We start from the raw sequence: 14114 nt of genomic DNA, 5'->3' as shown, positions 1-14114 counted from the left end.
TTCACCGAGTTCGAGCGGCAGGGTGGGCTTGCTTCGGATGGGCGGTGCAAGGCGTTCGCGGCGGCTGCTGATGGTACGGCGTGGGGTGAGGGTGTTGGTGTGTTGTTGGTGGAGCGGTTGTCGGATGCTCGGCGTAATGGTCATCGTGTGTTGGCTGTGGTGCGTGGTTCGGCGGTGAATTCTGATGGTGCGTCGAATGGGTTGACTGCTCCGAGTGGGCGGGCTCAGCGGCGGGTGATTGGGCAGGCGCTGGCTGTGGCGGGTCTTGAGGCGTCTGATGTGGATGTTGTGGAGGCGCACGGGACGGGGACCCGGTTGGGTGATCCGATTGAGGCGCGTGCGTTGTTGGCGACGTACGGCCAGGGGCGGGAACGGCCGCTGTGGCTGGGGTCGGTGAAGTCGAACATCGGGCACACCCAGTCGGCTTCCGGGGTGGCCGGTGTGATCAAGATGGTGCTGGCGATGCGGCATGGTGTGGTGCCGCGGACGTTGCACGTGGACGAGCCGTCGCCGCACGTGGACTGGTCGGCCGGGTCTGTGCGGCTGCTCACCGAGGCGAAGGAATGGCCGCGCACCGGCCGGCCGCGGCGGGCGGGGGTGTCGTCGTTCGGGATCAGCGGCACGAACGCCCACGTGATCCTCGAGCAGCCACAGCCCGCGGTGCGGACGGCCGGGCCACCGGCATCGCCGGGCGGAACGCTGGTTCCCTGGATCGTGTCCGCACGCGGTGTGGACGCCCTGCGCGCCCAGGCAGCGTCGATCTTGTCGTTCGTGGATGAGAGTGGTCCGGCCGGACTCGCCGATGTCGGGTTCTCCCTGGCTACAGGCCGGGCTTCCTTCGAACACCGTGCGGTGGTCCTGGCCGCCGACCACGAAAGCGCCGTGCGCGGGCTGCTCGCGATCGCCGGGAGTACCCGGCTGCCGAGCGTGGTCGAAGGCGTCGCGACCGCGGGCGCGACCGCCTTCCTCTTCGCCGGGCAGGGAGCACAGCGGCTGGGGATGGGTCGGCAGCTTCGCGCGTCGTTCCCGGTCTTCGCCGAGGCGTTCAACGCCGTGAGCGCCGAACTGGACGGCCACCTGGACCGTCCACTCGACTCGGTGCTCGACGCGGCCGAGAACAGTGCCGAGGCGGAGCTGCTCGATCAGACCGCCTACGCGCAGAGCGCGTTGTTCGCGATCGAGGTGGCACAGTACCGGCTACTGGAATCCTGGGGAATGCGGCCGGATTTCCTGCTGGGCCACTCGATCGGGGAGGTGGCTGCCGCGCACGTGGCGGGCGTGTACTCCCTTGAGGACGCCTGCGCGTTGGTGGCGGCACGCGGCAGGCTGATGCAGGCGTTGCCGCCCGGCGGGGTGATGGTGTCGGTGGAAGCGGGTGAGGACGAAGTGGCCCCGCTGGTACTCGGCCGGGAAGCGGCGGTGTCCGTCGCCGCCGTCAACGGCCCGCGGTCGGTCGTGCTGTCCGGTGACGAGGACGCGGTCGACGAGATCGCGGCTGGTTTCCGCCGAACCGGCAGGAGAGTCCGCCGGCTGCGCGTGTCGCACGCGTTCCACTCGGCGCGGATGGAACCGATGCTCGGCGAGTTCCGCCGGATCGTGAGCGGCCTGCGGTTCGCGCCACCCGCCATTCCCATCGTGTCCACTGTGTCCGGTTCGGTGGTGGCACCGGGGGACATGGCCGGGCCGGAGTACTGGGCGCGGCAGATCCGCGTGCCGGTCCGCTTCCACGACGGCATCCGTTGCCTGGCCGACCAGGGAGTCACGCGGTTCGTGGAGCTCGGGCCGGGTTCCCAGTTGACCGGGATGGTGCGGGACGCCGTCCCCGGTGTGGTCGCGATCCCGTCGCAGCGCAAGAACGAGGACGAGACGAGCGGTGTGCTCACCGCGCTCGCCAGTGCGCATGTGCACGGGGCACGGGTGGACTGGAATGCGGTGTTCGCCCCGTGGGCACCGGATCCTGTCGAATTGCCGACGTATCCCTTCCAACGCGGGCGGTACTGGATTCCACTCGATGGCGGAACCACCGGCGCTGCCGCCTCGTGGCGCTACCGGGTCGAGTGGCGGCCGCTGCCGCGGACCACACCGGAGCGCCTGGACGGCACCTGGCTGGTGGCCGTGCCGGAAGTACCCGCTGCCGCGGCGATCGCCGGCGAGGTCTTGGCAGCGTTGGCCGCCGCGGGCGCCGACGTGGTACGCCTGGATATGCCGACGTCCGCCGCGCCGCGCTCCGCGCTCGCCGATGTCCTCGACGGGCGGACTGATGTCCACGGCGTGCTATCCCTGCTGGCGTTGGCCGATACGCCTGACCCGGTGCACCCGGCGGTCCCGTCCGGACTCGCCATGACGATCGGCGTGCTGGGAGCCCTGGCCGAATCCGGCGTCGACGCGCCGTTCTGGAACGTGACTCAGTGCGCCGTGTCGGTCGGGCCGTCGGACCCGCTGAGCAATCCGGTCCAGGCGCAGCTGTGGGGGCTAGGCCTGGTGGCGGATCTGGAACAGCCCGGCAAGTGGGGTGGCACGGTCGACCTGCCCGCGGTCGTCAGCGACCGCACGGCAGCCGCGCTCGCCGGTGTGATCGCCGGCGCAGGCGACGAGGACCAGCTGGTTGTTCGTGATTCCGGAGTGTTCGCGCGCCGGATGACGCCGGCTCCGAACCCCGGCACGGCAAAGGATCCTTGGCGCCCGCACGGCACGGTCCTGGTGACCGGAGGCACCGGCGCATTGGGTGCGCACCTGACACGCTGGCTGGTGGACGGCGGAGCCTGCCGGGTCGTGCTGGTCAGCCGTCGTGGCGCGGACGCGCCGGGTGCCGCTGATCTGGCGGCCGAGTTCGGTTCCCGGGTCGCGTTCGCCTCCTGCGACGTGGCCGACCGCGCCGCACTGGCCGCGTTGGTGGCGCGAGAAGGCCCGTTGACCGCGATCGTGCACGCCGCAGGCGTGGTGGAACACAAGCCGTTGGCGGAACTCACCGTGGCGGACGCGGCCCGGTCACTGGCCGCGAAGGCCGTGGGCGCGGTGAATCTGGACCAGGTGTCGGCCGGGCAGCCGCTCGAGGCGTTCGTGCTGTTCGGTTCAGGCGCGGCGGTGTGGGGCAGCGCCGGGCAAAGCGTCTACGCGGCGGGAAACGCGTACCTGGACGCACTGGCTCAGGACCGGAGGCGCCGAGGATTGGTGGCGACGTCCATCGCCTGGGGAGCGTGGGCAGGCGGCGGTATGGCCGACGGTCCGGCACAGGAGTGGCTGCGCCGCACAGGTGTCCGCGCGATGCCGCCTGCGGGGGCGATCGCCGCACTGCAGCAGGCGCTCGACCACGACGAAACCTGCCTCACGGTCGCCGACATCGACTGGGACCGGTTCGTCCCCGCCTACACCCTCGCCCGGCCACGTCAGCTGATCACGGAGATCCCCGCTGCCGCACGGCTGCTCGAAGAGCAAGCGCCGGTGCCCCGGGACGAACCCGGCCGGTCGCACCTGCGGGACCGGCTCGCCGCGTTGCCGGCGGCCGACCGGCGCGACGCGGTGCTGAGGCTTGTGCGCGAAGAGACCGCGGTGGTGCTCGGGCACGAGTCGGCGGACGCGATCGGCGCGGACAAGGCGTTCCAGGACCTCGGTTTCGATTCGCTCACCGCGGTGGAGTTCCGGGACGGCCTGGCCGCCGCCAGCGGGCTCGCGCTGCCCGCGACTCTGGTGTTCGACCACCCCACGCCCGCTGTGCTGGCCGATCACCTGCTGGCAGGGTTGTTCGGCGCACCGGCGGACGGGGACGAGGACCCCGCCGTGCCCGCCGGCTCCGGCGAGCCGATCGCGATCGTCGGCATGGCCTGCCGGCTGCCCGGCGGCATCAGTTCCCCGGACCAGCTCTGGGACCTGCTGCTCGACGGCAGGGACGCGATGTCCGGATTCCCCGCCGACCGCGGCTGGCCACCGGCGGGACCGGCGGACGGTTTCGCCCGGCTGGGCGGATTCCTCGACGACGTCGCGGACTTCGACGCCGGCTTCTTCGGCATCTCGCCGCGGGAGGCACTGGCGATGGATCCGCAGCAGCGGCTGCTGCTGGAGACGTCGTGGGAGGCGATTGAGAACGCCGGGATCGACCCCACCTCGCTGCGCGGCAGCCGCACCGCGGTGTTCGCCGGGGTGAGCCAGCCCGACTATGCCGCCCGCCTGCGTGAGGTACCGCAGGACGTGGCTGGATTCCTGCTCAACGGCAACGTGAGCAGCGTCGCCTCCGGCCGGATCGCCTATGTGCTGGGGCTGCACGGACCGGCGGTGACGGTGGACACGGCGTGTTCGTCATCCTTGGTCGCCCTGCACTGGGCGGTGGCGGCACTGCGGTCGGGCGAGTGCTCGATGGCGCTCGCAGGCGGTGCGACCGTGATGTCGACCCCCGGCGCGTTCGCCGGGTTCGCCCCGCAGGGCGGGCTCGCCGCCGACGGCCGGTGCAAGTCCTTCGCCGACAGGGCGGACGGCACGGGCTGGGCCGAGGGCGTGGGCATGCTGCTCGTCGAGCGGTTGTCCGACGCCCGTCGCCTCGGGCACGACGTGCTGGCGGTCGTGCGTGGTTCGGCGGTGAATTCCGACGGCGCGTCCAACGGCCTCACCGCGCCGAACGGTCCCGCGCAGCAGCGCGTGATCCGCCAGGCGCTCGCCGACGCACGGCTCTCCGCCGCGGATGTGGACGCTGTGGAGGCGCACGGAACAGGCACGAGACTGGGCGACCCGATCGAGGCACAGGCCTTGCTGAGCACCTACGGCCAGGACCGGACCGAGCCGCTCTGGCTGGGGTCGCTGAAGTCCAACGTCGGGCACACGCAGGCGGCGGCCGGGGTCGCCGGGGTGATCAAGATGGTGTTGGCGATGCGGCACGGTGTGCTGCCGCGAACCCTGCACGTGGACGCGCCGACCACCCAGGTGGACTGGTCGGTGGGCCAGGTCGGCCTGCTGACCCGGCAGGTCGGATGGCCGTCGGTGGACCGTCCCCGCCGTGCCGGGGTGTCGGCCTTCGGGCTCAGCGGCACCAACGCCCATGTCGTCATCGAAGAAGGCCCCCAGGCCGTCCGGGAGACCGATCGCGGTGAAGAACCGGGACCGGCGGTGGTGCCCTGGGTCCTCTCGGCCACGACACCCGCCGCGCTCACGGCACAGGCGGAACGGCTTTTGTCGCATGTGGACAAGCAGTCGGAGCAGGCCATCGCCGACATCGGCCATGCCTTGGCCACCACCCGGGCGACGCTGGACTGCCGTGCCGTGGTCGTCGGCCGTGATCGCGAGGAGTTGCTGGCCGGGCTGCGTGTGCTGGCCGCGGGCGCAACCGCGGCGAATGTGGTCGCGGGCAACGGAGCTGCCGGAGCGGGCGGCAAGACGGTGTTCGTCTTCCCGGGGCAGGGTTCCCAGTGGGCCGGGATGGCGCTGGAACTGGCGGCGGCCAGCGCGGAGTTCGCCGATCGTCTGCTCGAGTGCGAACGGGCGCTGGCTCCGCACGTCGAGTGGTCGCTGATGGACGTGCTGCGCGCGGCGCCGGGCGCGCCACCGCTGGAGCGGGTCGACGTCGTCCAGCCCGCGCTGTTCGCGGTGATGGTTTCGCTCGCCGAGCTGTGGCGTTCGGCGGGCGTGCGCCCCGACGCGGTCATCGGCCACTCCCAGGGGGAGATCGCCGCGATGTGCGTCGCGGGAGCGTTGACGCTCCAGGACGCGGCGAAGATCGTCGCATTGCGCAGCAAGGTGCTGCTCGCGTTGTCAGGCAAAGGAAGCATGCTCGCCGTGGCGGCGCCGGAGGCTGATGTCCGTACGGCCATCACCGCGTGGGGAGGCCGGCTGTCGCTTGCCGCTGTCAACAGCCCGTCCTCCGCCGTGGTGTCCGGCGAACCGGACGCGGTGACCGAACTGGCGACGAAACTGACCGAGGCAGGCGTTCGCACGAGGCGGATTCCGGTGGACTACGCGTCACATTCGGCGCAGGTCGAGCAGATCGAGCGGACACTGGCCCACGAGTTGGCCGGGGTGACGTGCCGTCCTTCCGACATCGCGGTGATCTCGGCGGTGACCGGTTCGCGGATCGACACCAGCGAACTGGATGCCCAGTACTGGTACACGAATCTGCGTCACACGGTTCTGTTCGACACGGCTGTGCGTTCGGCTCTCGGCAACGGCTACGGGTACTTCGTCGAAGTCAGCCCGCATCCGGTGCTGACCGTCGGAATGCAGGAGATCGCCGAGGACTACGGCACGGGTGCCGTGGTAGTGGATTCCCTGCACCGTGACGACGGTGGCTTGAGGCGATTCGTCACCTCGCTCGGCCGCGCGCACGTCCGCGGCGTTCAGGTGAACTGGCCGAAGGTCATCGGCACCGGCCGCCGGGTGGCCCTGCCGACCTATGCGTTCCAGCGCAAGCGCTACTGGCTGGACGCCGGGGACTCGCCGGCGGACGCGGCAGGGCTCGGGCTGGGCACGACGGACCACCCGTTGCTGGGCGCGGCCGTGTCCCTGCCGGACACGGGCTGGGTCGTGCTGACCGGCAGACTGTCCCCGGCGGCACAGCCGTGGCTGGCCGATCACGTGGTGGCGGGCGCGATCGTGTTCCCTGGCACGGGTTTCGTCGAACTGGCTGTGCGGGCAGGCGACGAGGTGGGCTGCGACCTGGTGGAGGAGCTGACGGTCGAGGCACCGCTGGTGCTCACCGGCACGGGCTCGGCGCAGGTACGTGTCTTGGTCGGAGCGGACGACGGGTCGGGCCGCCGCTCGCTGAGCGTGCACGCCAGGCCGGAGAGCGCGGGAACCCGGCATCCCTGGGTCCGGCACGCGGCGGGCGTACTCGCGTCGGCCGCGGCTCCGCAACGCTTCATGGAGCGGGACTGGCCGCCCGCGGACGCTGTGGTGGTCGACCTGACACGGACGTATGCGGAATTCGCCGGCAACGGCCTGGCGTATGGCCCCGCGTTCCGCGGGTTGCGCAAGGTATGGCGTCGGGGTGAAGAGATCTTCGCGGAGGTCGCACTGTCCAGCGACGCGGTGACGGGCGCGGACAAGTTCGGCATCCATCCGGCACTGCTGGACGCCGCGCTGCACGCGGCGGGTGCGGTCGCCGAACCGGCCGAAAGCGGGGACATCGGACTGCCGTTCGCCTGGAGCGGGGTGTCGCTGCACGCGGGCGGCGCCACCGAGGTGCGAGTGCGGCTGGCGCCTGACGCCGACGGGATGTCCATCCAGATGGCCGATCCCACAGGCGCCGCGGTGCTGACCATCGACCGGCTGGTACTCCGGCGGCTGCCGGCCGGGCAGCTGCCCGCGGCGGGCACCGCGGAGGTGGACTCCCTGTTCCGGCTGACGTGGAAACCGGCGGTCGCGGGCACGGCACACTCACTGCCTGAAACGGTGGTGTGGCTGGCGGGGGACGCTCAACCCGCCGTGGACGCGGCACACGTCTATCCGGACCTCGGCGCGTTGGCCGTCGCGATCACCGCCGGGGCGCCGGTGCCCGATGTCGTGGTGCTGCCCTGCACGAGCGAGCAGGACGACCACGACGTGCCGTCACGCATGCGGGCGCTGACCCACCACGTGCTGGGCGTCCTGCAGACGTGGCTGGCCGACCCCGCCTGGAACTCGTCACGGCTGATCGTGGTGACCCGCCGTGCGGTGGCTGTCGATCCGGGTGAGGAGGTGCTTGATCCGGCGGCCGCGGCCGTGCGTGGTTTGGTGCGCTCGGCGCAATCCGAGCACCCGGGGCGGTTCGTAGTGGTGGATTGTGACGGGGACTTCGATGCTGAGACGGTCGTCCGGCACTCCGCACAGGAGCCTGAGCTGGCCGTCCGGGGTGGCGTCGTGTCGGTGCCGCGACTGGCCGGAGCCGCCCGGCAACCGGAAGCGCGAGCCGGGGACCTGGGCACTGGAACGGTCCTGATCACCGGCGGAACCGGGACACTCGGCGCGGCACTGGCCAGGCACCTGGTGACCGTGCACGGCGTACGCCACCTGGTGCTGACCAGCCGTCAAGGCTCGGACGCGCCGGGCGCGGCCGAGTTGTGCGCCGAACTGACCGAGTTGGAAGCCGACGTTTCGGTGCGGGCCTGCGACGTCGCGGACCGCGACGCACTCGCGCGACTGCTGGGCACGATACCCGCCGAGCATCCGTTGACCGCGGTCGTGCACGCCGCGGGAGTGCTGGACGACGGGGTCATCTCGTCGCTGACACCCGAGCGGCTGGACACGGTGCTGCGGCCGAAAGCGGAGGCCGCTTGGCATCTGCACGAGCTGACCGAACAGATGAGGCTTTCCGCTTTCGTGCTGTTCTCCTCCGCCGCGGGTGTCATGGGCGGGCCTGGACAAGGCAACTATGCCGCGGCCAACGCGTTTTTGGACGCACTGGCCGCCCTCCGGCGGGCCGCCGGACTGCCCGCTGTCGCGCTGGCCTGGGGCCTGTGGGAGCAGACGAGTGCGATGACCGGCGCGCTCGGTGAACTCGACCGGGCCAGGATCGCCCGCGGCGGTGGCCGGAGTCTGTCCACAGAGGATGGCCTTGGCCTGTTCGACACGGCTTTGCCGTTGGCGGACGCCGTCCTCGTCCCGATCCGGCTCGACCTCTCGGCCAGAACGGGATCCGTCCCGGCGGTCCTGCGCGGCCTGATCCCGTCACGCCGTACCGCCGCGGCCGGTGCCGTGACGGACCCCGGCGCGCTGCGCGACCGGATCGCCGGACAGGACTCCCGATCCCGCAGGGAAACCGTGCTCGACCTGGTGCGCCAGCACACCGCGGCGGTGCTCGGTCACCCGTCGCCGGAAGACGTGTCACCGCAACAGGCGTTCACCGCACTGGGCTTCGATTCCCTGACCGCCGTCGAACTGCGCAACCGGCTCAACGAAGCCTGTGGGCTGCGGCTACCGGTCACCGTGGTCTTCGAACGGCCCAGCGCCGCCGAACTCGCCGAGTACGTCCTCGGTGAGCTCTCCTCAGCGCAACAGGCCGGCACCAAGCCGCGGACACCCGACGGCGACGGGCCGGACATGCTCACCGGACTGTTCCGCTCGGCATTGCGGGAAGGGCGGCGCGACGAGGCGTTCGGCCTGCTGGAAGCGGTCGCCGGACTGCGCCCCGAATTCCGGTCGCCCGGCGACGTGCCGCGCCGTGATCCGGTGCGACTGGCGGTGAGATCGGCGGGCGGATCGCCCACCCGGCTGCTGTGCGTCCCTTCGCCGGTCGGGATGGGCACACCCCTGCAGTTCGCGCGGTTCGCGGCGCATCTGCGGGACGTACGGGACGTCGACGTCGTACCGATTCCCGGTTTCGCGGACGGAGAACCGTTGCCGGGTGCGCTGGACGTCGTCGTCGACCTGATCGCCGACCGCATCCAGTCGGCGGCCGGGGACGATTCCTGCGCGGTGGTGGGCTATTCGGCGGGTGGGCTGTTGGCGCACGCGGCCGTGCGCCGTCTTGAGGAGCGCGGCGGCAAGCCGTCGGCCGTCGTGCTGTTGGACACCTATCCGGCCGGTGGCACCGGCATCGACAGTCTCTTCACCCAGGTGCTGGACGGCGCGTTCGACCGGCAGCAACGGTTCGGGCAGTTCACCGGTCACGCCCTGTCGGCGATGGGCCGCTACGTCCGGCTGCTCGGCCAGTGGCAGGCCGGTCCGGTCGTCGCGCGGACGCTGTTCGTCCGGCCGCGCGACTTGTTCAGCGCCGACTTCGGGGAAGCCGGGCCGCCGGGCGAAGCCTGGCGAGCCCACTGGGACGGCGCCGACACGGTCACGGTGGTGCCAGGGGACCACTTCACGATGATGGCCGAGAACGCCGGGACCACAGCGGAGGCGGTGACGGCCTGGCTGCGGTCGTTCGAGTGACGATCCCCGGGCACGGTGTCTGTGAGGCCTTTGCAAGACCGCCACAAGGCCGATCCTCATAGCCTCTCGGTGAAGTGCGTTCCGTGATCGGGACGGGCGACCGCGTGGGGAGTAGCGATGACGGCAATGGTCGGTGCTGGTGGTCAGGTCGTCGGCGAGCCGGGTGACGACATCGCGCTCGTCGGATTCGCGTGGCGGCCGGAGGGCGTCACCGGCAGTGGATTCGACGCCGATTTCCTCGGTACGGCAGCGGATGCCGGCACAGCGCTGGATCCCCGGGAAGTGGTACTGCTCGAACTGGCGTGGGAGGCATTGGAAGACGCCGGGCTCCCGGTGGAGTCGCTCGCGACGGAACAGGTGGCCGTCGAACTGGCGGCAGCGCATGTCCTCGCGGGACAGCCGACGACCTGGTCCGGTACCTCGGTACCGGACCAGGACACCGGAACCTGGCTCTACCATGGTGCGGCCGTGCACCGCCTGTCCCGCGCCCTGCGGCTGGAAGCCTCGGTGACAGCCACTTTCACCCGCCAGTGCGCGATTGTGGCGCTGCGCGCGGCATGTGATCGGCTGCTGGCTGGTGAAGCCGGGGTAGCGCTGGCCGGTGGGACGGACGGTGGCGGCGCCGTCCTCGTCCTCAAGACGTTGTCCAGGGCACGTCGGGACGGCGATCGTGTGCACTGTGTGATCCGGATCGGCGGCTCATCGGCCGCGGATGCCGAAGCCCGCCACGGTATCTCCGGGCTGATCGAGGCAGCACTGTCCTTTCACGACAGTGGACGTGCCGGGCAGGTGACGGTCCGGTCGACTGGTCCTGATGGCGCACCGGTGATCGTTGCGGCCGCGCCGCGGATGGAGGCCACGGATGAGCCTCGGCGGGTGCCCGGCACGGTGGCGCCATGGGTGCTTTCGGCGCACAGCGAACAAGCACTGGCCGCGCAGGCGCGCAAGCTGCGGGAGCATGTGACGGGCACACCCGGACTGGACCCGGCCGATATCGGCTTCTCGCTGGCCACCACCCGGTCGCGGCTCACGCACCGGGCCGTGGTGGTCGGCTCGGTGCAACAGGATTTCGTGCGCGGCCTTGACGCGCTGGCGGACGGTGGTGCGGGCGACGGACTGAGCCGGGGTGTGGCGAAACCGGCGGGCAAGGTCGTGTTCGTCTATCCCGGCCAAGGGCCACAATGGCGCGGCATGGCCGATCGGCTGCTGGATTCCGCCGCGGTGTTCCGGGAGCGGATCGAGGACTGTGCCGCGGCTCTGGCACCGTTCGTGGACTGGTCGCTGATCGACGTCCTGCGAGACGCCCCCGGCGCGCCCTCGCTCGACCGGGCCGACGTCGTGCAGCCGGCGCTCTTCGCGGTGATGGTTTCGTTGTCGGCGCTGTGGCGGTCCTTCGGTGTCGTGCCGGACGCGGTCGTGGGGCACAGCCTCGGGGAGGTGGTCGCCGCGTGTGAGGCGGGCGCTCTGTCGCTCTCCGACGGCGCTCGGATCGCCGCGCTCTGGAGCAAGCCGCAGGCGACACTGGCCGGTCGTGGTGACATGGCTTCGGTGTTCCTGCCTGTCGGCCGGCTGGCGCCGCGGCTGACCCGCTGGGGTGACCGGTTGGCGGTCGCGGCGGTCAACGGCCCGGGTTCGGTCGTCGTCTCCGGCGAGGCGGGTGCCATCGGTGACCTGATCGCCGAGTTGTCCGCGGAAGGGGTACGGGCGCAGAAGATCCCGGTCGGCTTCGCGGCGCACTCGCCGCAGATCGAAGGGCTTCGCGACGAACTGCTGACCGTGCTCGGTCCGGTGGCGCCGAAGGCCGCGGGCACCGCCTTCTTCTCCACGCTCGCCGGTGGCCCGCTGGCCGGCACCGAGCTGGATGCCGGTTACTGGTACCAGAGCCTGCGGCACACAGTGCAGTTCGAACGCGCGATCCGGATGCTGATCGATCAGGGTCACCGGACCTTCGTGGAGGTCAGTCCGCATCCAGGGCTCACCACGGCGGTACGGGACTGCCTGGACGAGGCGGGCGTCGAGGGCCTGACGATCACGACACTCACCCGTCGTGACGGCAGCCTGAACCAGGTCCTTGCCTCGGTGTCCCAGGCTCATGTGCACGGTGTGCCTGTCGACTGGCGCACACACTTCGCCGCGACCGGCGGTGCACGGCGAATGGATCTGCCCACGTACGCGTTCCAGCGCGGCCACCGCCCGGCTGAGCCTCCGTCGTCCGCCGGACTGCCGGACGGGGCCCTGCGCGCCGAGCTGAACGGCGTCCCGGCGGCCGAATGGCCCGACCGGCTGCTGGAACTCGTGCGTGCCACGGCGGCCCCTCTGATAGGGCTCGGGGCGGACGAACTCCGGGAGGGGCAGACATTCCTGGACCTGGGTTTCGACTCACTGGCGGTGACGAAGCTGCGCGGTGAGCTCAACGCCGTCACCGGCCTCCGGCTGCCGGTGACGGTCGCGTTCGATCACCCGACCCCGGCGGCCCTGGCCGGGCACTTGCTGGCCACCGTCCGGGGAACCGCCGTCGCCGTGCCGCATCCGGTCCGCACGCGGGCCGTGGACGAACCGATCGCGATCGTCGGGATGAGCTGCCGGGCACCGGGAGGTGTCCGCTCCCCGCAGGAGCTGTGGCGGCTGGTGCACGACGGAGGCGACGCGATCGCGGAGTTCCCCCGGGACCGTGGCTGGGACCTCGAGAGCCTTGCCCGGACTGGTGCGTCCAGCACCACCCAGGGCGGTTTCCTCTACGACGCGGACATGTTCGACGCGGACATGTTCGGCATCAGCCCACGCGAGGCGGTGGCGATCGATCCGCAGCAGCGTCTGGTGCTGGAAGCCGCCTGGGAGGCGTTCGAGCACGCCGGTGTGGTTCCAGACGACCTGCGGGGTAGCCGGACCGCCGTGTTCGTCGGCGCGATATCCCAGGACTACGGCCCACGTATGCACGAGGCACCGGAGAGCCTTCAGGGTCAGCTCATCACCGGCAGCATGACGAGTGTCGTGTCCGGCCGTGTGGCGTACACCTTCGGCCTGGAAGGGCCGGCTCTCACGGTCGACACGGCCTGCTCGTCCTCATTGGTCGCGGTGCACCTGGCGGTGGAATCCCTGCGGCGCGGCGAGTGTTCGCTCGCTCTTGCCGGTGGTGTCACGGTGATGTCCGGCCCCGGCATGTTCACCGAGTTCACCCGCAGCGGCGGACTCGCGGGGGACGGCCGGTGCAAGTCGTTCGCGGCCGCCGCCGACGGCACAGGCTGGTCCGAGGGCGTCGGGCTGTTGCTGGTGGAGCGGTTGTCGGACGCCGTGCGCAACGACCATCCGGTGCTCGCGGTGGTGCGTGGTACGGCGGTCAACCAGGACGGTGCGTCGAACGGCCTCGCGGCGCCGAACGGGCGTGCGCAGGAGCGGGTGATCCGGGCGGCACTGGCGAACGCCCGGTTGTCACCGTCCGATGTGGACTTGGTGGAGGCGCATGGCACCGGCACCCGGCTGGGGGACCCGATCGAGGCGGGCGCGCTGCTGGCGACCTACGGCCGGGACCGGGAGCGGCCGTTGTGGCTGGGGTCGGTGAAGTCGAACATCGGCCACACCCAAGCCGCTGCGGGCGTGCTGGGCGTGATCAAGGTGGTCCAGGCGATGCGGCACGGCGTGCTGCCGAAGACGTTGCACGTGGACCAGCCCACTCCCCAGGTGGACTGGTCCACCGGGGACATCCGGCTGCTCACCGAACCCGCGCCGTGGCAGCCGGGCAGAGGTGCCCGCCGGGCCGGCGTGTCGTCGTTCGGCATCAGCGGGACGAACGCGCACGTGATCATCGAACAGGCGCCCCCGGTCGCGGCACCGGCTGAGCGCAAGGCCGCCACCGGGCCGCTGCCCTGGTTGCTCTCCGCGAAAAACCCCGCCGCGCTCAAGGAACAGGCCGCGCGACTGCTGTCGCACATGGACGAACAGGATGCGCCGGTACCCGCGGACATCGCCTTCTCACTGGCGACTTCGCGAGCCACCCTGGCGCACCGGGCGGCGGTGACCGCCGCGACGGCCGACGAGCTGCGAGGCGGCCTGGAGAACCTGGCGGGTGCCGGGTTCGCGGCGAACGTGGTCGCCGGTTCTCCCGCCGGTGGCAAGCTGGCTTTCCTGTTCGCGGGTCAGGGTTCGCAGCGGTTGGGTATGGGTCGGGAGTTGTATGGGGTGTTTCCGGTGTTTGCTGGGGTGTTTGATGAGGTGTGTGGGGGGTTGGATGGGGTGCTGGGTGGGTCGGTGGCGGGTGTGGTGTTTGGTGTGGATGGTGGGGTGCT

The 14114-nt window shown here is 71.2% G+C and carries 2 protein-coding genes; both read left to right on the top strand.

Annotation, left to right across the window (positions count from 1 at the left end; all coding sequences use genetic code 11):
* Window positions 1-9831: type I polyketide synthase (locus GC106_RS47340; RefSeq protein WP_246368377.1), on the top strand; the 9831-nt coding region annotated here is incomplete at its 5' end.
* 117 nt (window positions 9832-9948) lie between these two features.
* Window positions 9949-14114 (top strand): type I polyketide synthase (locus GC106_RS46540; protein WP_173142619.1); only part of this gene is annotated, 4166 nt, incomplete at its 3' end.

Source organism: Kibdelosporangium persicum (assembly GCF_013280595.1).
Taxonomy (GTDB): domain Bacteria; phylum Actinomycetota; class Actinomycetes; order Mycobacteriales; family Pseudonocardiaceae; genus Kibdelosporangium; species Kibdelosporangium persicum.
This window is presented reverse-complemented; position numbering and strand designations above follow the sequence as displayed.